18 protein-coding genes are annotated in these 21,643 nt (G+C 61.9%); 10 read left to right on the top strand and 8 right to left on the bottom strand.

All coding sequences use genetic code 11. The features are described 5' to 3' along the window. Positions 1–6: 6 nt before the first annotated feature. Positions 7–1,323, bottom strand: a complete 1,317-nt coding sequence (locus GRI32_RS02795) for an FAD-dependent oxidoreductase (protein ID WP_160590200.1) — start codon at positions 1,321–1,323, stop codon at positions 7–9. 213 nt (positions 1,324–1,536) lie between these two features. Between GRI32_RS02795 and GRI32_RS02790 the strand changes: the two genes are divergently transcribed. The 6 genes from GRI32_RS02790 (at position 1,537) to GRI32_RS02765 (ending at position 10,828) form a co-directional block, all read left to right on the top strand. After that, positions 1,537–4,308 (top strand): EAL domain-containing protein, encoded by a 2,772-nt coding sequence (locus GRI32_RS02790; RefSeq protein ID WP_337190140.1) that lies wholly within the window; start codon positions 1,537–1,539, stop codon positions 4,306–4,308. A gap of 115 nt (positions 4,309–4,423) precedes the next feature. Then, complete coding sequence (locus tag GRI32_RS02785) at positions 4,424–6,625, top strand: putative bifunctional diguanylate cyclase/phosphodiesterase (protein WP_160589626.1); 2,202 nt, start codon at positions 4,424–4,426, stop codon at positions 6,623–6,625. A gap of 61 nt (positions 6,626–6,686) precedes the next feature. Then, positions 6,687–8,507: a translation elongation factor 4 gene (lepA, locus tag GRI32_RS02780; RefSeq protein ID WP_160589625.1), complete on the top strand. Its 1,821-nt coding sequence runs from the start codon at positions 6,687–6,689 to the stop codon at positions 8,505–8,507. 75 nt (positions 8,508–8,582) lie between these two features. Further along, on the top strand, positions 8,583–8,894 hold the full coding sequence (locus GRI32_RS02775; protein ID WP_160589624.1) for a DUF6481 family protein: 312 nt from the start codon (positions 8,583–8,585) through the stop codon (positions 8,892–8,894). A 66-nt stretch (positions 8,895–8,960) separates the two neighbouring features. After that, the gene (locus GRI32_RS02770; RefSeq protein ID WP_160589623.1) at positions 8,961–9,854 is read left to right on the top strand and encodes an HNH endonuclease; all 894 of its coding nucleotides are present in this window, start codon (positions 8,961–8,963) and stop codon (positions 9,852–9,854) included. A 317-nt stretch (positions 9,855–10,171) separates the two neighbouring features. Beyond that, positions 10,172–10,828, top strand: a complete 657-nt coding sequence (locus GRI32_RS02765; protein WP_160589622.1) for a hypothetical protein — start codon at positions 10,172–10,174, stop codon at positions 10,826–10,828. A 55-nt stretch (positions 10,829–10,883) separates the two neighbouring features. Here the strand turns inward: GRI32_RS02765 and GRI32_RS02760 are convergent, their stop codons facing one another. The 4 genes from GRI32_RS02760 to GRI32_RS02745 all read right to left on the bottom strand — a co-directional run bounded on the left by GRI32_RS02760 (position 10,884) and on the right by GRI32_RS02745 (position 14,991). Continuing rightward, entirely contained in the window at positions 10,884–12,962 is a 2,079-nt protein-coding gene (locus GRI32_RS02760) for a hypothetical protein (RefSeq protein ID WP_160589621.1), read from the bottom strand. Between the two features lie 264 nt (positions 12,963–13,226). Beyond that, complete coding sequence (locus tag GRI32_RS02755; RefSeq protein WP_237437355.1) at positions 13,227–13,412, bottom strand: Flp family type IVb pilin; 186 nt, start codon at positions 13,410–13,412, stop codon at positions 13,227–13,229. Between the two features lie 210 nt (positions 13,413–13,622). Further along, positions 13,623–13,835, bottom strand: coding sequence for a Flp family type IVb pilin (locus GRI32_RS02750; RefSeq protein WP_160589620.1), 213 nt, complete (start codon positions 13,833–13,835; stop codon positions 13,623–13,625). A gap of 178 nt (positions 13,836–14,013) precedes the next feature. Beyond that, a complete protein-coding gene (locus GRI32_RS02745) occupies positions 14,014–14,991 on the bottom strand; it encodes a methyltransferase (RefSeq protein ID WP_160589619.1) in 978 nt (325 codons plus the stop codon). A gap of 159 nt (positions 14,992–15,150) precedes the next feature. Between GRI32_RS02745 and GRI32_RS02740 the strand changes: the two genes are divergently transcribed. Then, positions 15,151–16,059: a CmcJ/NvfI family oxidoreductase gene (locus GRI32_RS02740; protein WP_160589618.1), complete on the top strand. Its 909-nt coding sequence runs from the start codon at positions 15,151–15,153 to the stop codon at positions 16,057–16,059. A gap of 62 nt (positions 16,060–16,121) precedes the next feature. Here GRI32_RS02740 and GRI32_RS02735 read toward each other — a convergent pair whose 3' ends face one another. After that, a complete protein-coding gene (locus GRI32_RS02735; protein WP_160589617.1) occupies positions 16,122–17,450 on the bottom strand; it encodes an MFS transporter in 1,329 nt (442 codons plus the stop codon). Between the two features lie 194 nt (positions 17,451–17,644). On the opposite strand from GRI32_RS02735, the gene GRI32_RS02730 reads away from it, so the two are divergent. Next, on the top strand, positions 17,645–18,439 hold the full coding sequence (locus tag GRI32_RS02730) for an outer membrane protein assembly factor BamD (RefSeq protein ID WP_160589616.1): 795 nt from the start codon (positions 17,645–17,647) through the stop codon (positions 18,437–18,439). Positions 18,440–18,461: 22 nt separating this feature from the next. On the opposite strand, the gene GRI32_RS02725 is transcribed toward GRI32_RS02730, so the two are convergent. Then, complete coding sequence (locus GRI32_RS02725) at positions 18,462–18,791, bottom strand: PilZ domain-containing protein (protein ID WP_160589615.1); 330 nt, start codon at positions 18,789–18,791, stop codon at positions 18,462–18,464. Between the two features lie 147 nt (positions 18,792–18,938). On the opposite strand from GRI32_RS02725, the gene recN reads away from it, so the two are divergent. Further along, on the top strand, positions 18,939–20,615 hold the full coding sequence (recN, locus tag GRI32_RS02720) for a DNA repair protein RecN (protein WP_160589614.1): 1,677 nt from the start codon (positions 18,939–18,941) through the stop codon (positions 20,613–20,615). After that, entirely contained in the window at positions 20,615–21,121 is a 507-nt protein-coding gene (locus GRI32_RS02715; protein WP_160589613.1) for a hypothetical protein, read from the top strand. Before recN ends, GRI32_RS02715 begins: the two co-directional genes overlap by 1 nt. On the opposite strand, the gene GRI32_RS02710 is transcribed toward GRI32_RS02715, so the two are convergent. After that, entirely contained in the window at positions 21,118–21,603 is a 486-nt protein-coding gene (locus tag GRI32_RS02710; RefSeq protein ID WP_160589612.1) for a DUF2165 family protein, read from the bottom strand. The two genes, GRI32_RS02715 and GRI32_RS02710, sit on opposite strands and share 4 nt — an antisense overlap. Positions 21,604–21,643: the final 40 nt, after the last annotated feature.

The following is a 21,643-nucleotide window of genomic DNA, read 5'->3' as shown; positions in this document are numbered from 1 at the left end:
CTCGGCTTAATCCTTCGCCCTGATCATCGCCGCCACATCGACGAATTTTTCACGCGGGGCGCCTTCGCGGGCGAGCTTTTCCTCGGCTTCCTCGATCTTCTTCCAGTCGCGGAAAGTGACCACGTCCAGCCCGCGCTCCCTGGCCAGCAGATCAAAGCCTTCGCGGCCTTTCTTGTCGGCGCTGCCCAGCGCGCCGCTGGCCATATCCTCGGTAATCCGGTCAATGATGGAATAGCCATCGGGGCGGTTGGTGCCGATCGTGCCCGACGGTCCGCGCCGCGCCCAGCCAACGCAATATATGCCCGGCAGGATGCGCCCTTCGTCATTGGCGAAATGGCCCGCGCGCTCATCAAACGGCACGCCCGCGATGGGCACGGTGCGATAGCCGATGCAGGACACGACCATGTCCGCCTTGATCGTGCCCCTCTGGCCCGTTCCCTGCGCCCGCCCGCGCACTAGCGCGGTCTGTTCGACGACGATTTCCTGCACCTTGCCGTCGCCGTGCAGTTCCACGGGCTGGGCGAAGAAGGCGAACTCGATGGCGATGGGTTTTTCGGCGCGGATATGTTCCGGGATGGCGGCAAACTGGCGCAAGATGGTGACGCTCTTGCGCAACCCCGGCTCCAGCAGCGCATCCTCCGCCTCATCGGGCAGGTCGCCGGGCGACACATGCGGGCAGGCGCGTTCCAGGTGGCCCAGTTCGCCCAGTTCCTTTGGCGTCATCATGATCTGGTGCGGCCCGCGCCGGCCAAGGATCACGATCCGCTCCAGCTTCGAGGCGCAGATCGCTTCGAGCGCGTGCGAAACAATATCGCTGCCGGCAAATTCGCAGCGGGTCTTGGCCAGGATGCGCGCCACGTCGAGCGCGACATTGCCCATGCCGATCACCACCGCAGTCTTGCCCGAAAGATCGGGGTTCAGATCGGTGAATTGCGGGTGGCCATTGTACCAGCCGACAAAGGCGGCACTGCCGAACACATTGCCAAGATCCTGCCCACTTATCCCCAATTCACGGTCTTTTGGCGCGCCCGTGGCCAGAACAACTGCGTCATAAAGCCCGCGCAGCTCATCCAGAGAGACGTCGCGGCCCAGCATGACATTGCCGGCAAAGCGGACATTGTCGGTCAGCGCGACTTTCTCATAGCGCCGGGATACGCCCTTGATGGACTGGTGATCGGGCGCGACGCCGGTACGGATTAACCCGTAAGGTACTGGCATTAAATCGAAAATATCGACCCGTAAATCGTCACCAAAGGCCTTCTGCGCAGCTTCCGCCGTATAATAGCCTGCTGGCCCCGAACCGATAATCGCGATGTGACGAATGGCCATCAATACCCCCTCAACTGGCAGGTGGGGCGATAGTAACTCGAAAGCGCGGCCACTCAAGTGCCCGCGAAGGCGAGGAATTACCTTCAGGCAGGCGACCGTTTCTCACCTGCCGGTTAACTCTTTTTCAAAGCCAACTGCTGCAATGCATCCGGCATGGTTGGGGCGAAACAATTGCAGCGCATACGCGGCGCACGGGATATATCATCCGTGAGCGATGCCCCCGTGCGTGCGCAACCTCCCGGTTCTGCCCCGCAGATCAAGGCGATTTCAAAGGCGCTGGCGCCCCATCCAGCCTCTACCTCTACCTCTACCTCTACCTCTACCTATCCCGGTCCCGCCTATCCCGGTAATGCCGGCAAACCCGCAATGGCGCCTGACAGGCGCATGACCACCCGCCGTGACGTGCAGCCAGAGCGCGCATTGGTGGTGACCGCGCCGCAGCCGAATTTCGAGGAATTGTTTCCTCACCGCTGGCCCTATCTGGTCCTGACGCTGATGATGGCGGTTGGCGTGGGAATGGTCACTGTCGGAGAGCGACCGGGCGTCGTCACCACCATCACCCTGCTGGCCGCCGTCGCCATTGCCTCGCTGGTCGGGCGCGCGCACCGCTTTGCCGGCCACGCTTCGCAGTTTGGCCGGATAGCATGCACTTTCGCCGTGGTTATCACCCCCTTGCTGCTGTTCGGCTTTGGCATGACCCAATGGGCAGTGCAGGGGAATCTTCCCTGGGATGTTGCGGGCGCCGGTCTTCTTGGCGTTGGGGCGATTGCCGCGGCCTATCTGCGCCGCCAGCCGGGCATGATCCTTGCCGCGCAATTTTCCATCTGGAGCTCGGCGATTATTTCCGGCTTCTCGCTGGCAGGCATTGCCGCGCTGCTGGCCGCAGCCGTTCTTGCCATTTTTGTGAACCGCGAACAGCTGGCCGAACAATCGAGTGAACAGCAATTGCGCGCCGCGCAGGAACGCGCGCAGACGCGGGCGCGAGACATTCTGTCCGATTATGAAGGCACAAGGCAGGGCTGGTTCTGGGAAACCGATCGCCGCTCTCTGCTCACCTATGTTTCGGGACCGGTCGCTGAATCGCTGGGCCTGAATTCCGAAAACCTCATCGGTCAGCCGCTGGTGCAGCTGTTCAACCTCGACGTATCGGGTGATGAGAGCCAGCGAACCTTGATGTTCCATCTATCCGCCCGGTCGGCCTTCAAGGAACTGCCGGTACGCGCGGCCAATGGGAGGGAGGAACTGTGGTGGTCTGTCAGCGGTCGGCCGATCTATGACAGCTTCAACAATTTTGTCGGCTTTCGCGGTTCCGGAACCGATCTGACAGAGCGCAGGCGCAGCCAGGAAGAGGCTTCGCGGCTGGCCAAGTTCGATTCGCTGACCGGCCTCGCCAATCGCTTCCAGATTACCCAGGCGCTGGAAAAGATCCTCACCTCCCAGCAGGTCGCCAATCGCGAATGCGCCGTGCTGCTGCTGGATCTGGATCGCTTCAAGCAGGTGAATGACACGATGGGCCACCCGGCCGGCGATGCCCTGCTCAAGCAGGTCGCCAAGCGGCTGGAGCGGGCAGTTGGCAAGATGGGCCAGGTCGGGCGTCTGGGCGGCGATGAATTCAAGGTCATCGTGCCGGGCCGCAACCAGCGCGAGATACTGGCCGATCTGGCGCGCGAGATCATTCACGCGCTTTCGCAGCCCTATGCCATTGATGGCCAGCGGGTGGTGATCGGCGTTTCCATCGGCATTGCGCTTGCCCCCGAAGACGGTGAGACGAGCGACGACCTGATCCGCAATGGCGATCTTGCGCTCTATGCCGCCAAGGATGCGGGCCGTGGCCGCTATCACTTCTATGCCGAGGACCTGCATGCCGAGGCCGAGGCCCGCGCGCAGATGGAAGAGGATCTGCGCGATGCCATCGCCAAGGGTGACCTGCAGGTCTATTATCAGCCGGTCATCTGCACCGCGACGGAGAAGATTGCCGGGTTCGAGGCGCTGTTGCGCTGGCATCATCCGGTCAAGGGCTGGATTCCTCCGTCCCGCTTCATCCAGACTGCCGAGGACACCGGGCTGATTGCACAACTGGGCGAATGGGCGCTGCGCACCGCATGCCATGACATGGCAAAGATGCCGGAAGATGTGCGGGTCGCCGTCAATGTTTCACCGCTGCAATTCTCCAGTCCCAATCTGCCGGGCGTGGTTACCAGCGCGCTGGCTCAGGCCGGCGTTTGTGCCGATCGGCTGGAGCTGGAAATCACTGAAAGCGTGTTTCTGTCCGACGATGAGGGCACCGATGCGATGTTCGCCGCGCTCAAGCAGATCGGCGTGCGTCTGGCGCTGGATGATTTCGGCACGGGCTATTCCTCGCTCGGCTATCTCAAGAAAGCGCCATTCGACAAGATCAAGATTGACCAGAGCTTTGTGCGCGGGGCCACGCAGGAAGGCAGCCGCAACGGCGCCATCATCGCTTCCATTACCAGCCTGGCCCATGCGCTGGGTATGGAAACCACCGCCGAAGGGGTGGAGACGCTGGACGAGCTGGAACTGGTGCGCATGCATGGTTGCAGCCACGTGCAGGGCTATATTTATGAGCGTCCGCTCAATGCCGAGGCGGCGCTGGAGCGGCTGGAATCGGGTCTTGCGGCAATTGCCAATGGTCCGCGTTCGGCCCGTGCGCCGCGACAGTCCATGCTGCGCCGGGTTGTTCTGGACCATTGCGATACGCTGTATAACGGCACCATCCGCAATATCTCGACCACTGGCGCCTTGATTGAAGGCCTGTGGAATGTGCCCGATGGAACGGTGTTCAAGCTCCAGATTTCACAGGATTATTACGTCGCCTGCACATCGCGCTGGTGCGAGGAGAACAAGATGGGCGTGGAGTTTGCAAACCCGCTGCAGCGCGATGCCGCGGGCCGTATTCTGGCAGTTCTGGGGGCTTCTCCACAGCCCGTGGTTAACGGTGAACTCAAGAAGGCCAGCTAGCGCAATCGCCGCCGAAGTGACGAATTAAGGATTTGGTAACTCTGATCCTTTACACTTGATCCCCATCAGTCGGGGTCTTTCCCCGTTGGCAGTGCCTTGGGGGGTTCGACGGGAAATGGTTGTACGAAACATGTTGCGGAAAGTGGGTGGCAGCTCCGCCAACTCCGCAGCTGTGCGTGAAAAATCCCCTCAGGTTCAGATCGACCAGGCCGCACGGCTGGCCATGCTTGATGCCTTCGAAGAGAACGAGATCGGCTGGTTCTGGGCCACCGATGCGGAGAACCGGCTCACCTATCTCTCCAACTCCGCGGCCAAGAAATTTGGCGACGGCAAGCAGGTTGTCGGCCAGTCGCTTGCCGAGCTGATCGAGACTTTCGATGAAAGCAGCGACAAGGAGGGTGAGAGACCGCTAAGCTTCTTCCTCGGATCGCGCACCAGATTCCGCGATCTTGTAGTGCGGCTGAGAGGCGAGGATGACGCGCAATGGTGGAGCATCACCGGGCGGCCGCATTACGACGAGGCGGAAAGATTCATCGGTTTTCGTGGCAGCGCAAAGGACATTTCATCCGAATTTGTCCGCCAGCGCAGTGAATCGCAGCTGGCGCAATACGATACGCTGACAAGTCTGGCCAATCGTCACCGCATGGAAAAGCGGCTCGATTCCATCCTCGCATCCTATCGCGTCGCCAAACGGTCCTGCGCCTTGCTGATGATGGATCTGGACAAGTTCAAGAAGGTCAATGACACGCTTGGCCACCCGGCCGGTGATGAATTGCTGCGGCAGGTCGCGCAGCGGTTGCAGCGCATTGTTGTCGCACCTGCGGAGATCGGCAGGCTGGGCGGCGATGAATTCCAGATCATCGTGCCCGATGTGGATGATCGCGGGAAGCTGGGTGAACTGTGCAAGAAAATCATCCAGATGGTTTCCCAGCCTTATTCGCTGAACGGTGACCGGGCCACCATCGGCGCGTCAATCGGCATCGCCATTGCTCCGTATGACGGGCTGAACCGGCAGGAACTGGTCAAGAGCGCCGACCTTGCGCTCTATGCCTCCAAGGCCGGAGGGCGCGGGCAATACCGCTTTTATTCCAGCGACCTGGCCAATGATGCCCGCCGTCAGCGCGAGATCGGTGAGGAACTGGCCGACGCCATCGTCAATGATGAACTGACGATGCACTACCAGCCGATCGTCCGCAGCACGGATCACAAGGTTATCGCATTCGAAGCGCTGATGCGCTGGGATCATCCGGAACTGGGGGCTATCGGCCCCGGCACCTTCATCACCGTGGCCGAAGAGATCAACCTGATCAGCCGGATCAGCGAATGGTCGCTGCGCCGGGCGTGCACGGATGCAATGCAGTGGCCGGGCGACATCCGCGTTTCGGTGAATATCTCGGCCCAGCAGTTCTTTGCCGGCGGCCTGCCATCGCTGGTGGCCACGATCCTGGACGAAACCGGCCTGCGCGCCAACCGGCTGGAGCTGGAGATTACCGAAGGCGTGTTCATGGGGGAAAGCTCCATGGTCGACGCCATCTTCGCCAAGCTGACCAAAATGGGCGTGCGCCTCTCGCTGGATGATTTCGGCACCGGCTATTCCTCGCTCGCCTATCTGCGCCGCGCCCCGTTCGAGAAGATCAAGATCGATCAGAATTTCGTGCGCGGGTGCTGCGAGGAAGGCAATCCCAACGCCGCCATCATTACTGCCATCATCAGCCTGGCCCACGCGCTGGACATGCAGACCACGGCAGAGGGCGTGGAGGCGATGGACGAGCTGCGGTTGCTGCTGGGACTTGGCGCCACGCAGATCCAGGGCTTCATCTTCTCCCGCCCGGTCTGCCAGGACGTGGTGATGGAAAAGCTCGCATCGGGTGATTTCATCTACGAGCCGGTCGGTCCGGCAAAGCACCGGTCAGACCGGCGCACGCTGTATCGGCGCATTGGTGTGATCCATGAGGATCACCGCTATGATGCCGTGCTGCGCAATCTGTCGCGCACCGGTGCGATGATCGAAGGGCTGCTGGATGTTCCCATCGGCACCGATCTGGTGCTGGACCTGGGCGGCGGCCAGCTGGCCGTGGCAATGGTGCGGCGTTCGCAGGATGCCACACAGGGCGTGCAGTTTGAAACACCGCTGATCAGCGACGGGGCCAATGGCCTGTGCACGCGCCACCGCGTATCGCCCTATCAGCTGGCCGCAGCGGGCATGCCGCTGGCATCGCTGAGCGCAGACAGCACCGCCCCGGTAAGCCCCGCGCCCGCCCGCGCACGGCGTTTCATGCAGGTGGATGTGTCATCCGCATCGAGCCGCGCAGCATAAAAAGGCGCGTTGCTTGCGTCTGACTGCTGACACGGGGGAGAAGGGCGGCTAGAGGCGGCGCATGTCTACAGATATGTCGCTGATCCGTAACTTCAGCATCATCGCCCATATTGACCACGGCAAGAGCACGCTGGCCGATCGCCTGATTCAGGAGACCGGCGGCCTGACGGAGCGTGAGATGAGCGAGCAGGTGCTCGACAATATGGATATTGAGCGCGAGCGCGGGATCACCATCAAGGCGCAGACCGTGCGCCTGAACTACACCGCCAAGGACGGCAGGACCTATGAGCTCAACCTCATGGACACGCCCGGCCACGTCGATTTCGCCTATGAGGTGAGCCGCTCCCTGGCCGCGTGCGAAGGCGCGCTGCTGGTGGTGGACGCGGCGCAGGGCGTGGAAGCGCAGACGCTTGCCAACGTCTATCAGTCGATCGAACACGACCATGAGATCGTGCCCGTCATCAACAAGATCGATCTGCCCGCCGCAGAGCCGGAGAAGGTGCGCGCGGAGATTGAGGACATCATCGGCATCGATGCCAGCGATGCCGTGCTCACCAGCGCCAAATCGGGCATCGGGATCAAGGATGTGCTCGAAGCCATCGTGGCCAAGATTCCTCCGCCCAAGGGTGATCGCAACGCTCCGCTCAAGGCCATGCTGGTCGATAGCTGGTATGACCAGTATCTCGGCGTCGTCATCCTGGTGCGGGTGATGCAGGGCGTGATCACCAAGGGGCTGAACATCACCTTCATGCAGGGCGGCACCAACCATCTGGTGGACCGCGTGGGCTGCATGCGCCCCAAGCTGGAACTATTGCCGGAACTGGGGCCGGGCGAAATCGGCATCATCACCGCGCAGATCAAGGAAGTCGAGCAGGCGCGCGTGGGTGACACCATCACCACGGTGAAGAACGGTGCGAGCGAGGCCTTGCCCGGCTACAAGGAAGTGCAGCCGGTGGTGTTCTGCGGGCTGTTCCCGGTCGATGCCGCCGATTTCGAGAAGCTGCGCGAAAGCATCTCGCGCCTGCGCCTCAACGATGCCAGCTTCACTTTCGAGATGGAAACCAGCGCCGCGCTGGGCTTTGGCTTTCGCTGCGGCTTCCTGGGGCTGCTGCATCTGGAGATCATCCAGGAACGCCTGACCCGCGAATATGATCTGGACCTGATCACCACCGCGCCATCGGTGTTCTACCGCATCCAGCTGCGCGCCTCCAAAACCGATCCGGCGGAGGAGATCATGCTCCACAATCCCGCCGATTACCCCGATCCCAGCCGGATCGAGAAGATCGAGGAGCCGTGGATCAAGGCCACCATCTACACGCCCGACGAATATCTCGGATCGATCCTCAAGCTGTGCCAGGACCGGCGCGGCATCCAGACCGATCTGACCTATGTCGGCGGGCGCGCGCAGGTAAGCTATGAACTGCCGCTCAACGAAGTGGTGTTCGACTTCTACGACCGCCTGAAATCGATCAGCCGCGGCTATGCCAGCTTCGATTACGAACAGATCGGCCTGCGTGAGGGCGACCTGGTGAAGATGAGCATTCTGGTCAACGGCGATCCGGTGGACGCGCTGTCGATGATCGTCCATCGCGGCGTGGCCGAGGCACGCGGCCGCCACATGTGCGAGCGGCTGAAGGACCTCATTCCCCGTCACCTGTTCAAAATTCCCGTGCAGGCTGCTATAGGTGGCAAGGTCATCGCCCGCGAAACCATTGCCGCCATGCGCAAGGACGTTACCGCCAAATGTTATGGCGGCGATATCAGCCGCAAGAAAAAGCTGCTCGAAAAGCAGAAGAAGGGCAAAGCCAAGATGCGCGAATATGGCAATGTCAGCATCCCGCAGGAGGCGTTTATCGCAGCCCTGCGGATGGGCGAGGAGTAGGCGAACGCCTGCCCGGTCACGCCTGAATTTCCGGCCGGTCCAACCCCGGCTAACCAGAAAAGAACGCAATTAATCATGGCTGCATACAAAGAACCCGGTTTCGAGGAGCGCACTGCTCTGGCCCAGAAGGCACGCGAAAAGGCGCTGAAAAAGCTCGCCGACAAGCCGCCCGTGGATCCTGAGGTCCTGGCCCAGCGCAAGGCAGCAAGGCTCGCCCGCGAAGCCGCCGCCGCCGAAAAGAGCCGCGCCCGCAAGGCCGCGATCGAGCAGGCCAAAGCCGACAAGATCGCCGCCGCGAACGCAGCCAAGGTGCCAGAACCAACCGAGGAAGAACTGAAAGCCGCCCGCGACGCCCGCTATGCGGCGAGGAAGAAGCGCAAACGGTGATGTGAGCAATCCGCAGGCGGCGTTAATCGCTGCCTTGCGGATGGGTGAGGGGTGGAGTCTAAGAAAATGTCGTTCGGCGTGTTCATCCATCGAGCAGATTCAATTTACAACGACAGTCCGGCTGAGCGCTATCAATTCCCTCCGCAATATCTGGGTCGTGCTGAGCCGAGCATTGGCAATTGGATAGTCTATCTTGAACCGACAAAAGTCCCGAATTCCAGGGGCTACTTCGCTGCCGCGAAGGTCGAGAAGATTATTCCGGACCCCACCAATCGGGGTATGTATCTCGCGCTAATCGAACCCGGTACTTACATTGACTTCGCAAATAGGGTTCCATTCAGCGGACCAGAAGGACCGATAGAGCGAGGTCTGCTCAACGATGCGGGCGCTCTTTCAGGTCGCGCTCAATCTGCGGTGCGGCCACTATCTGGTACCGACTTTGCCCGCATCGTCGAGGCTGGCTTGCCAGATGATGAGGACATTCTCCCTAGAATTGACCATGGGGAGGATGAGAACCGCGTTCGGGAAGTGCAAACGTCTTTCGAGATCGAGAGGCCGATTGTTCAGACGCTGCTCTCACGAAAAAAACGCGACCGCCTCTTTCGGCGGGCAGTCCTAGCCGCTTACGATAGCAAGTGCGCCATGACGGGTTGGAAGCTCATTAATGGAGGAGGGCGGGCAGAGACCGAAGCCGCGCATATCCGACCAGTCGAGCACAAAGGCCCCGATAGCATCCAAAATGGCATTGCCTTGTCAGGCACAGTCCATTGGATGTTTGATCGTGGATTGATTGGTCTATCCGACGATCTGGATATTCTCATCTCTCGGCAAGTGAATGATCGAAGTAGTGTGGAGGCCATTCTCAACAAGACTGGAAAGGCTCTTACGCCAGAGCGCATGGCTTCGCGTCCGCATCCGACATTTCTCCAATGGCATCGAGAGTATTGCTTCAAAGGCTAGCTGAACAGCCTAGATTCGACGCGCTCCGGATTCGCTTGCGTGGCAGACCTTTGGCGTCCAATCCCTCAACTCCAGTAACCCCCGGCATACCCTGATCGCGTCCGGCCTCGGCCGGTTCTCGCGATCTTTGCTGGTCATTCGTCGCGCTCCTTGTCGGGGTCGATCCATTGCCAGCCCTCATCCTCTTCCACCTTGCGGTCCCACGGCAGGTCCATGCCGGTCCGGTTGCGCCGGCCGGATTGACCAGAAACAATGCGCTCGTCACATTTGCCGGCAATGGTGGTCTCTTCGCTGTCCCAGAGATGGAGTGAGTTACCATGAAAGCCGCACTCGCATTCCCCGTGATCACCGCCTCGTTTGCCCTTGCGATCGGCGCAAGTCCGGCGGCGGCGCAGCAGGCCGGGCCCTATACTCATGAGCAGTGCCGCGCGGCCACGGCGGTGCTGGCCGAGACGGACGGGCGCGACAGTGATGCGGCCGACATCGTCATGAGCGAGGATTGCGAGGCCTATCGCCGCGCTTTCGCCTTCGACGTGTCGCAGGACATGGAAAGAATGAAGGCGCTGCTGAAAGACAAGGGCATCGACTACGAGAGCGCCCTGACCGAGCGGATTCTGGAATGCGAGCGGCGCACCCACGCGGTGATGCTCCAGCCGGTGGCGCCGGGTGAACCTGCCCGCAACCGCGATGAAATACTCGAAGCCTGCGCGGCCAATGCCCAGATGTCCCTCTATGCTGCCGCCATTGTCGAGCTCAATGCCGTCGAACGCCGCCGTCACGAGATCGAGCAGCGCGATTACGAGACTGCGGTGGAAGCCAGGGACCTGCGGATTCGCGAACTTGAGCAAATGGAGCGTGACCGCCAGCGGGCGATCGAAGACGCGCGTATCGCCCATGAAAACGCCATGGCCGACTGGCGCCGCCGCGTGGCGTTGTGCGAAAGCGGCCAGATCGAATATTGCCAGCCGCAGTGACGCCGTAGCGCCGCTGGTTCTGCGTGGTCAGGAGCGCCTGCAATTCCTGCGGCTCCTACCTGATTTCCTCACTGTCCTCGATGATCGCGATGGCTTCCTGCCGGGCCTGATGCTTGAGCGATTCGAACATTGAGCGGGCCTCGGGCGCGTTCAGCATGTCGAGGTTGATCACGTCCTGGCCAAAGGCCTCGGGAATGGCCTCGGTCATGCGATAGCCGTATTTCTGCGAGACCCAGTTTACCGCAACCTCGCAGAATTTCACCTCCTGATAGGGGCACCTGGGCTGCCATTCGGCCAGGAATTCGCGCTGCCACTGGACGATCATCGCCTGCAACGGATCGCTGGGGAGCGAGGCTTGCGCAGCCTCTTCCTGCTGGACGTCGGGCGAGTAATTATAGCTGCGCGAACAGATCGTTTCGGCATGGCAGCCAAAATCGTGCCCGCCCGGCGGCAAGGTCAGGCTCAGCTGCGGGAACCAGATGTCCCAGTCCCAGTCCTTGCTCCACGCCTTGACGTCGACAAAGGCGTTGACGGTGATGCCGGGGGTGAGCGTGAAGCCCAGATTATAGGTCGGTTCGGCGATGGTGAAGCTGCTGGCATGGCTGATCGGATCGACCGCCAGATCGAAGCGCTGTCCGGGCCGGGTGATGTGCATTTGCGTTCCTGCCAGATTATCGGTCAGCAGCATCTCCAGCCGGTCCGAAGTCAGCCCCAGCTTGACGGAGGGATGGATCCTGGCGCCCACGAACCAGAAATTGGCGCGTCCTCCGATCAGGTCTATGTTGCGGAACACCTGCTCGGCCGATGGCGGTGAGGCCTGACCGGGTGCCGGGGGCGCGAACTGGCCGTTGGTGAAGGGCGAGGGCAGGCCATCTGTGAAATCATGCGTCACCGAAAAACCGACCGAGCCGGTTCCCATCGCCGGAACCTTGTAGCCAAAGCCCGCCCTGGCACCCACTTCGGCGACCAGTTCCTGACCGTTGAACAGTTGGTCGGCGGGCAGGGCGGTTGAGCTGAAATCGGCAGCGGAGCCGTTTACCGGCGCGATCGTGGCGGTGAAATGCGCCTGCTCGTTATTGCCGGTGCGATTGTAGCTGTAGGTGCCGCCAACCTCGATCGGCAGGCGCAGGCCAAAGCCGTAATCGAAGCCGGCATTCATTTCGACGTAATAGGTCTTCTTGCAACTGACCACGCACCAGTTGATCGTGACCGACACGCGCTTGCGCCATTCGTGCGAGCGATTGACGGTGAATCCGGTGAGGAAGATGCGGTCGGGAATGGCATGTTCGGCGTCGACGACCTCGATCGGCTGCGGCAGGAAGAAATCGCGCGCGGCCACGCCGGGAGTGGCGATGGTGAAACCTGGCCGTTGCAGGAAGATCGGTCTCATCTGTTCGGCAGACGGCACAAACATGGTCTCTTCAAGTTGGATCACGGCAGTGTTGACGAGTTCGGCCTCCAGCTCCTCATCGGTGAGCCTGGCATAGCGCGCTGCATCTTCCGCGCCGATCTCGCGCTCAATCGTGGCCCGCTGCGCCGGGTCGCGCAGCATGGCGCGCAGGCTGGCCATATCGGTGGCGATCTCCGCGGCTTCGGCCTCCCGTCTTGCCCCAAGCGTCCTGTTCCCGAGCGGGATAGTTGTCCCGGAAACATAGCGCGCGCTGGCCGGATTGGCGCGGGCGGCTGTGCGTTCCTGCTCGCTCATGCGCGTGAAGCAGGATGCCCCTGCGCGCGCCAGTTCTTGCCTGTTGCGGCTGTCGGAGCAGGAGCGCGGCAGCATCCGATAGGTCAGGAACTGGCGGATGATCAGGCCACCGCTGGCTTCCATGACGTCCATGCTGTCATGCACATCCGTCACCAGTGCGCTGCGCTGCCTGAGGCGGCTGGCCAGATTTACCGGCGCATCGGGATTTTGCAGCACGGGGCGCATATTCGCCCGCACCGGGCCGATCTGGATTTCCGGATTGCGCCGCAGCTCCTCGACCGAGAAGGATCGCCTGATTTCGAGCGACCTGATCAGATCGCCTGTTGTACCGGCCTTCAGTGTGACCGATTCCGGATCGTCATAGCTTTCCACATCTGCTGGCGGAACAATCTGGGTCGCTGGCGCCTCGATCTGAAGTTCAGGGCGCAAGACGGGCCGCAGTGTCGGCCGGGTCTCCAGTTGCTGAGCCGATACCCCGCTCGCTGCTCCGGCTATGGCCATGCTGATTGCGGCAGCTGTGTACCTGGAAAACCGCAGCGTCATGGCACCTCCTCACCAGGCCCGTCTGGTATGACACCTGATGGAAGCAGTGGGCCACACTTGGACCGTGGAGGCATTGATTTTTGTCAAGGTTGGGGCTGTCCGCATGGTGCGCTGCCGCCCAATCAGGAAAGCGCCAATCAGGCGCTTGGCTCAAGGCGTTTCGTTGGAATCGTGCAGCCCGGTCTGCATGGCTTCGTAGAAGCCGCCCACTTCGGTTCCCAGCGAGGATATCCCGCCGACGACTGTCATGGCGATAAGCGAGGCGATCAGGCCATATTCGATACCTGTCGTGCCGTCCGTATTTGCGCATAGCGCGGCCAGAGTGTTGAACATCATGTTTCCCCATGTCTCCGCACCGACTCGGGTCTTCGAAACAGAGCCGGTGCAGTTACCATGTGTGCGCCAGATGCGGTTACGGCGGTGCTACCAGTTGGCCTTAAGGTGAAATTAGCTATGTCCGGCAAGCCCGTGCCAATATGTGTGGCACATCCGTGGCGGGGACCGTCAGGCGCGCGTGCGAGGTCATGGGCAGGCCATGGCGCAGGCTCAAGTGGGCGAAGGGGCAGGCTCCGCCTCGGTCTCATTGACGGCCTCGTCGATGGACGTCTCTATGTTCTGGTAATGGGTGGTCACTTCGCCGCCAAGCGAGGAAAATGTGCCTGCCAGCGCAACCGCGATCAGCGCTGCGATCAGCGCATATTCGATGGAGGTCGCGCCAGCCTGATCGGCCAGCAAATGCCGGTTCTTGCTGCATTGCATGTCTGTTTCCCCTGGTCCCGGCGACAGAATGGTCTGCCGCGTGAGAAGCCATAGGGGACGGGGCTTCCAGATATGGCTGATGCGCCCCTAGGGGTGAACCCCTAGAGGCAGCATGTCAGAGGCAGCAGCTCAGCGCAGGAAACAGTGCGGGGCCAGTGCAGGGCCATTGCGAGGCCTCTCAGGGCTTGACCGCGCTGACCAGCGAGTAATAGCCGCCGCCGGTGCGGGTGGCCTGCACATTGGTGAAGCCCGCGCTTTCCAGGATGGCGCGGAATTCGGGCAGCGAATATTGCTTGCCCAGCGTGCCCACCAGCATCATCAGGCTGAACGCGGCGGCTTGCCAGGGACCGGCCCCGTCATCATCCATAAGCACTTCGGAAAGCAGGATTTTTCCGCCCGATGGCAGCGCGTCAAAGCTCTTCTTGGCGAGCAGGCGATTGGTCTCTTCCGACCAGTCGTGGAACACGTTGGCAAAGAAGTGCGCACTGTGTCCGGTCGGCCATTCCTGCTCGAACATGTTCACACCGGCGGTGGAAACACGCCCGGTAAGGCCGGCTTCCTCCACGAATTTATGCGCCTCGGCGCACATTTCCTTGAGATCGAGCAGCGTCACCTTGATCCGTGGATTGGCCTTGGCGATCTCGATCCCGTAGACACCCGATCCGCAGCCAACATCCATCAGGCTGTCCAGCTCGGCGAACAGCTGCTGCGATGCCGCACCGCGCGCCGGAGCCATTGAATGGGCGTGCATGAAGATGGCGATCCGCTCAGCCACTTCCTGGCTCATCGTTCCGCGTTCCCATTCCGGCCCGCCAGAGACGTTGCCCACGGGACGCTTGCCGGTCTTCAGGGTCTCCAGCAATTGTGCGTGGAGCGGGTTGGTTTCGCGAAAGCGGAACAGGAAACCGCCCCAGTATCCGACCGCGTCGGGATGGAGCCAGGTGCGGGCAGCGGGCGTGGCAGCCCATTTGCCGTCGCGCTTTTCCACCAGATCGCACGCGGCCAGCGCGCCCAGATGGATGCCAAGCGCACGCTCGTCCACCTTCAGTTCGGCAGCGAGATCGGCAGTGTTCATGGGGGTATTGCCCAATGCGCGAAACGTCCCCACTTCATCGGCCACGGTCGCCACTGGCAGACGAAACTGTGATTCCCACATATCCCAGATTGCACGGTCATCCGCGCTTGGTGGCAAAGGCCCCATCGAATCCCTCCCTCATTGTTTTCAGTGATGGAGGTTAGTGCGCAAGCTTGCAGTTCGCCAGTGCCTCATGGCATATTCCTAACGAACGTTACAAAACAGATGGGGAGAGGCCCGATGGCCACCGCAGCATTGGACAATATCGAGGATAATGCACGCCAGGTTCGCGCCATGATGCGTTATGTCGATGAGGGCGATTTCGTCACCCGCCGCTATGTCAGCCAGGGGGCGGAGATCAACACCGGCACCTATTCGGACCATGAGATCACCATCCGTGACGGCATGCCGATCCGTGACCATTTCGATCTCGATACGCATGGCTTCATGATTACCAAATGCCCGTCTGCCGTCACCGATTTTCATGACAAGGCGATGGTCGATGCGCTGTATGAAAAGGAGGTCGAATGCGATGTGATGCGCCTGACCGGTGCCGACAAATGCGTGGCGCGCGGCTGGATGATCCGCACCAGCGCCGATCTTTCAGCCAGGGCAAAGCAGAAGGCGCAGAATTATCAGCATCAGGGCGGCATCCAGCCACCTGCGGGTGAGGCGCATGTCGATACCAATACCAACACCGCGCGGCGCATGGCAGAGGCGACCTACAAGCAGCATTTCCCCGATGGCCCCGGCTTCAAGCGCTTTCTGGTCACCAGCTACTGGCGCACCTTTTCGCCTCCGCCGCAGGACGTGCCGCTGGCGGTGTGCGACGGGCGCACCAGCTTTGGCGGGGAAGAGAAGAGCAACACGCTGTTCATTGTCGATGAATTCCCCACCGGCGATGATCTGGTCAAGCCGATTGAGGGTGAGGAGGACATCCTCGCCGCGACGATCTTCTCCTATCATCACGGCCACCGCTGGTGGTATTTTCAAGGGATGCAGGCCGATGACGTGCTGCTGTTCAAATTCCATGACAGCGATCATGACCGCACCTGGCGTTGCCCGCACTCCGCCTTCATCGACAGCAGCGCGGTGAACCCGCATATTCGCGAAAGCATCGAATGCCGCAGCGTGGCCTTCTGGGAGTAGATCGGCGGATCTGAAAGCTTCTGGCCAATAGCTTCTGGCCAAAAGCTTCTGGAGCAACCCGTTCAGGCCGGCATGGGCTGCACTTCCGGGGGCGGTGACGGCCTTGGCATGCGCAGCAGGGCGAAGCTGATTGCTGCCAGCGTGAAGATCACCGCCGCACCTGTCAGCGTGCGCACATGGTCTTCAATGCCGCCCAGCCAGGCGAAGGTCCACGCGCCGATCGCCACCGGGAAGTTGGCGATCGAATTGTAGATGGTGAACTGCGTGGCCGACGCGCGCTTGTCGGACAATTGCATGCGCAGCGGGTTGGTCGTGATGCTGGAAAGGATCGTCAGCAGCGCCCAGCATGCGGTCAGGGCGATGAAGAACGGCCGTTGTGCCCATACAGGCTGCGCCGTCATCAGGACCAACACCAGGCCGATATTGAGCGCGCACACCAGCACAACAGACCAGCGCGCACCCAGCTTCAGCGTCAGCGCGCTGCCCAGACCCAGAGCGATAATGGCGCAGATCAGCTCCAGTGTGGACACCATCGAGGTGTAATACTCGGTACTCATCGCCAGGAATGTCACGGCCAGCAGCGGCCACATCGGGATCAGCATGCCCTCGGCAACGCGCAGCAGGCTCTGGCTGATCACGAACCACAGGCTGGCGCCGCGCAGCAGCGATTTGAGCGTCACCCAGATCAGTCCATCCCATCCCAGCCATTTGCTGGTCTGCACGGCCAGTGTGGCGGCGGAGGCCTGCCCCTCGCTCCACGGAAAGCGCTTTTCGCCCGGATGCTCGCGGATCATCACGGCATAGAGGGTTGGGGCGAGCAGCACCGGGATGAACAGCAGGAAGGTGATTGCCGGACCCAGCGTGACCAGCCCGATGCCGCTGGATACCGCAGCCAGCGCACGCCCGATGAATTGACCGCCAAACATGAAGGAGCTGGCAGTACCCTGTTCCTCCTCGGGCAGCAGGTCCACGGCCAGCCCGTCCACCGCCACATCCTGCGTGGCCGCGCCGGCCATCACCAGGAATGTGACCATGATCAGCGCATCGATGTCTTGCGGGCCGGGAGCCAGCACGGCGGCGCCGACAAATCCGCCGGACATCAGCAATTGGGCAAATATCAGCCATCCGCGCCTGCGCCCCATGGGCAGGTAGGAATAGCGGTCCATCAGCGCGGCAACGGCGAACTTCCAGCTCCACGGCAGATAGGCAACGCCAACCAGCGTGGCGACATTGGCGCTGGATCCGCCATTTGCCGCCACCCAGGCAGGAATGGCGACGATGGTCAGGCCCACCGGCAGTCCCTGGCCGAAATAGAAAAAGAAGAAGGTAAACAGCCGCAACAGGCGGTTTTCTGACAGGACGAGTCCCTTGCGGCCAGTTCCCGTGCTCATCGCCCCGTACACATAGAATGTCCTCCCCCAAGGACGCGCCACCTGACGGTGGTCTGCAAGCCGCGAGTATGGATTGGTTTGAGGCAGAGTCCAGATGTGACACGGCCCAAAAGTGCCCGCGGCGGATTTTATCCGCGATCCACATGACTGACTTCACTTGGCGTTCAGTAAAGCGCTGGCTATAGGCGCTTGTCATGAGGCATTCTTACACCAAGACAGTATCGCTGGCCGCCGTGGCGCTGGCTCTTTCGGCTTGCTCCGGCATGGGCGGCGGCTCTGGCCCGCGTGAGACGGCTTATGTCGCGCGCGACGTGGAATCGCTCTACTCGGCGGCAAAGGGCCGGCTGGACCGCGGGGACCTGCGTGTCGCCGCCGCGCTGTTTGACGAGGTGGAGCGCCAGCATCCCTATTCACCCTGGGCGCGCCGTGCCCAGTTGATGAGCGCGTTCGCTTATTATGCCGGCCGCAGTTACAATCAGGCGATCCAGTCAGCCACGCGCTTCCTGTCGATCCACCCGGGTAACCGCGATGCGCCCTATGCCTATTACCTGATCGGCATTTCCTATTACGAACAGATCAGCGATGTGGAGCGCGATCAGGCGATTACCCGTCAGGCCCTGCGCGCGCTGAACGAAGTGGTCCGCCGCTATCCGCGCAGCGATTATGCCGCCGATGCGCGGCTGAAGATCGATCTGGTGAACGATCACCTTGCGGGCAAGGAAATGGAAGTTGGCCGCTTCTACGAACGCACCGGCCAATGGCTGGCAGCGCAACTGCACTTTGAAAAGGTGGTGGAAACCTACCAGACCACCAGCCACACGCCTGAGGCGCTGTATCGCCTCACGGAAACCAGCCTGGCGCTGGGTATCCCCGAGGAAGCACAGCGCTATGCCGCCGTGCTGGGGGCCAACTATCCGGGCAACGAATGGTATGAAAAGGCCTTCGAACTGATCGAGAAGCACGGACCGGAAGTCGGCCTGGGCGGCTGATAGCCGACCAGTGCGGCGCTGTTCAGGTGCCGTAACAGGTTTCGCTCACCGCAATCCGGTTGGCTTCCAGCAATTGCGTCAGTTCGGGCAGGTGCATCGACCGCGCCAGCATGATTCCCGCCAGTCCATCATGCGCCCAGCGGATGGTTCCGGGTAGTTCCTTTCCGCACGATGTCATCACCGTCACTTCGTCGCCCGGCTGATATGTGCGGCGCCCCAGATTGCTGATCCGCGCACCTTGCTGCGACAGTTCGATCAGCAGGCCGCGTGCGGGCTTGCGTCCAGGTATGACCACTTCCACCGGCAGGCGCAGGGCATAGCGCTTATGTGCTCTGATCGTCAGGACAGACATGGTTTGCGCGAATCCCCTCTGCTGGCCGCACCGGGGCCGATGCCTGATTGAGCCAGCTATTGGTTAAGATTCTCTGGAGCATCCACCGTCACGATGGCGGCGGTCATTGCGATTTGGCCATGTGCGCCTTATTGACTGCAACCAGCCATGCTGACCTCGCTTGCGATCCGAAATATCGTCCTGATCGAGGCGCTTGACCTGTCTTTCGGGCCGGGGTTGGGCGTGCTCACGGGCGAAACCGGCGCGGGCAAATCCATTCTGCTCGATGCGCTGGGTCTGGTGCTGGGTAATCGCGCCGACAATGCGCTGGTGCGCGCCGGAACGGACAAGGCCAGCGTTACCGCCACTTTCGAATTTGCCGCCCTGCCTGCACCCGTGCGCGATGCGCTTGACGAGGCGGAGGTTGAGCTGGAGCCGGGTGAGCCGCTGATCATCCGCCGCAGCCTGAAGGCCGATGGCGGGTCCAAGGCCTTCGTCAACGATCAGGGCGTGGGCATTGCCCTGCTGCGAAGCCTGGCACCTGCGCTGGTGGAACTGCACGGCCAGCATGATGACCGCGGCCTCGTCAATCCGCGCGGCCACCGCGCCTTGCTCGATCGCTACGCCGGGGATGACGTGGCGGGCGTGGCCGCCGCCCATGCCGCATGGCGCAGCGCTGATGGCCTTCTGACGCAGGCCCGCGCGGACATTGCCCAGGCGCTGGCGGACCGGGACCTGCTGCTGGCCCATCTGGCGGAACTGACCGCGATCGAACCGCAGGAGGGCGAGGAAACCACTCTCGCCAATGCCCGCGCCGATATGCAGAAGGGGGAGAAGCTGTCCGGCGATCTGGAAGAGCTGCGTTTGTTCTGGGACGGGTCGGATTCAGCGCTCGCCCAGATGCGCAGCGCCGCCCGGCGGCTGGACCGGATCGCCCCCGAACACGCGCTGCTGAAGCAGGCGCTCGACAGCCTTGACCGTGCCGTGATCGAGGCAAGCGAGGCGGAGCAGTCGTTGCAGGCCGCTGCCGAGGCGATGCAGCACGATCCCGCCGAACTGGACCGGATAGAGACGCGCCTGTTCGAACTGCGCGCGCTGGCCCGCAAGCATGGCTGCCAGGTCGATGACCTGCCCGCCACCATGATCGACCTGCGCGCCCGGCTCGATGCCATTGAGAATGGCGAGGCCGATCTCGCCAAGCTGGAAAAAGCCGCCGAAACGGCGCGGCAGAATTACATCGCACAGGCCGAAGCGCTGCACGCCACGCGGGTGTCTGCGGCCATGCAGCTGGATGAGGCGGTGGCGGGCGAGCTGGCTCCGCTCAAGCTGGATGCCGCGCGCTTCCGCACCGCCGTGACCCAGCTGGAAGAGGAGAAGTGGGGCGCGCACGGCATGGACAGCGTGGAATTCCTCATTGCCACAAACCCCGGCGCCGATTTCGCCCCTCTCAACAAGATCGCTTCGGGCGGCGAGCTGTCACGCTTCATCCTGGCGCTGAAAGTGGCGCTGGCGGAGCAGGGCGGGGCGGCCACGGTGATATTCGACGAGATTGATCGCGGCGTGGGCGGGGCGGTTGCCAGCGCCATTGGCGAGCGGCTGGCGCGGCTGGCCGGCGGCGTGGATGGCGGCGGGCAATTGCTGGCGGTCACGCACAGCCCGCAGGTCGCCGCGCGCGGCGGCACGCATTATCTGATCGCCAAATCGTCCGAAGGCACGGTAACAAAGACCTCGGTCGTCCTGCTCGATGCGCTGGGCCGCAAGGAAGAGATTGCGCGCATGCTATCGGGCGCAGAGATTACCGATGAAGCCCGCGCGCAGGCGGACAGATTGCTGGAGGGTGTGTGATGAACAGGTTGCTGACCACAGGCGCGGTGCTGCTTCTGGCATCGTGTGCCGTTCCGGAAGATCCGGTGCCAACGCCGGACAATGGCCTGCCCTCGCTCGCCGCGGACCGCTCGCAGCCCCAGCTGGCGCTGATGGATCATATTCTCGGCAATTATTTCGCCAGCGATGTGCCGCTGCGTCCCACGATCTGCGCCAGCACGCATGACGGGCGCTCCGAAGTGGCGCTGGCGCCTGAGGCGGAACTGGCGCTGATGACGCGCTATGAGGCGCTGGCTCCGTTTGCGCGCTGCGCGTCTATCGATGGCGTGTGGCAGGACAGCGAAACGGGCGGACCGGCGATGGTGTTCACCATCCACAGCTTCTCCTGCCCCGACGCTGACCATTGCAGCGGCTTTGGCGGCTATGTCGCCGGCCAGACCAATTCGATGAGCGTCCAGTACACGATGGCGTTTGCGGATGGTGGCTGGACCTTCACCCGTGATCCGCGGTTGATTGGTGAGAGCTAGTCGTCCTTTTGCGCCAGGTAGATCAGCGCCAGCATGTTGATCGCACCATAGACCCAGCTGCCGTGATCGGGACCTGCACCGGCCGGCATCTGCCACGCCTGATATCCGGCGATGGCGATGACCTGGAACAGCCCCCACCAGTTGGCGATGGCACAACCATGACCGATCTTGGCAAATCGCTTGGCGCTTTCGAAACCCGTTGAATCGGCTCCGCGCGCAGACCACAGCTTCCATGCACCCCAGACCAGCATGACACCCGCAGCCAGCTCCAGCGCGAAGACCAGCGCCATGGCCAGGACGATCAGCGGCGATGGCGGTACCGGCAGCAGCGTTACCGGATAAGCCTCCTGGTCGGAATGGCTGGTTATATAGACGAAGAATTCATAGGCCGGGCCGATATTGGCAAGGTTGTGGACCAGGTATGCCAGGGCCATCAATCCGGCGATAAGCGAAAACAGAGCCTTCAAGCTGCGGTCGATCATGCTAATTCCCCCTCCAGCGCAAATTACCATGATTTGCGCG

Source organism: Alteraurantiacibacter aestuarii (assembly GCF_009827405.1).
In the GTDB taxonomy this organism is placed as follows: Bacteria; Pseudomonadota; Alphaproteobacteria; order Sphingomonadales; family Sphingomonadaceae; genus Alteraurantiacibacter; species Alteraurantiacibacter aestuarii.
The sequence above is the reverse complement of the archived record's forward strand: the minus strand, read 5'-3'. Positions and strand labels throughout refer to the sequence as shown.

Excerpts from the sequence above, each read along its gene's own strand:
- GRI32_RS02785 (WP_160589626.1), top strand. The coding sequence starts at position 4,424 with ATGGTTGTACGAAACATGTTGCGGAAAGTGGGTGGCAGCTCCGCCAAC.
- lepA (WP_160589625.1), top strand. The coding sequence starts at position 6,687 with ATGTCTACAGATATGTCGCTGATCCGTAACTTCAGCATCATCGCCCAT.
- GRI32_RS02775 (WP_160589624.1), top strand. The coding sequence starts at position 8,583 with ATGGCTGCATACAAAGAACCCGGTTTCGAGGAGCGCACTGCTCTGGCC.
- GRI32_RS02770 (WP_160589623.1), top strand. The coding sequence starts at position 8,961 with ATGTCGTTCGGCGTGTTCATCCATCGAGCAGATTCAATTTACAACGAC.
- GRI32_RS02765 (WP_160589622.1), top strand. The coding sequence starts at position 10,172 with ATGAAAGCCGCACTCGCATTCCCCGTGATCACCGCCTCGTTTGCCCTT.
- GRI32_RS02755 (WP_237437355.1), bottom strand. The coding sequence starts at position 13,412 with ATGATGTTCAACACTCTGGCCGCGCTATGCGCAAATACGGACGGCACG.
- GRI32_RS02750 (WP_160589620.1), bottom strand. The coding sequence starts at position 13,835 with ATGCAATGCAGCAAGAACCGGCATTTGCTGGCCGATCAGGCTGGCGCG.
- GRI32_RS02745 (WP_160589619.1), bottom strand. The coding sequence starts at position 14,991 with ATGTGGGAATCACAGTTTCGTCTGCCAGTGGCGACCGTGGCCGATGAA.
- GRI32_RS02740 (WP_160589618.1), top strand. The coding sequence starts at position 15,151 with ATGGCCACCGCAGCATTGGACAATATCGAGGATAATGCACGCCAGGTT.
- GRI32_RS02735 (WP_160589617.1), bottom strand. The coding sequence starts at position 17,450 with ATGAGCACGGGAACTGGCCGCAAGGGACTCGTCCTGTCAGAAAACCGC.
- GRI32_RS02730 (WP_160589616.1), top strand. The coding sequence starts at position 17,645 with ATGAGGCATTCTTACACCAAGACAGTATCGCTGGCCGCCGTGGCGCTG.
- GRI32_RS02725 (WP_160589615.1), bottom strand. The coding sequence starts at position 18,791 with ATGTCTGTCCTGACGATCAGAGCACATAAGCGCTATGCCCTGCGCCTG.
- recN (WP_160589614.1), top strand. The coding sequence starts at position 18,939 with ATGCTGACCTCGCTTGCGATCCGAAATATCGTCCTGATCGAGGCGCTT.
- GRI32_RS02715 (WP_160589613.1), top strand. The coding sequence starts at position 20,615 with ATGAACAGGTTGCTGACCACAGGCGCGGTGCTGCTTCTGGCATCGTGT.
- GRI32_RS02710 (WP_160589612.1), bottom strand. The coding sequence starts at position 21,603 with ATGATCGACCGCAGCTTGAAGGCTCTGTTTTCGCTTATCGCCGGATTG.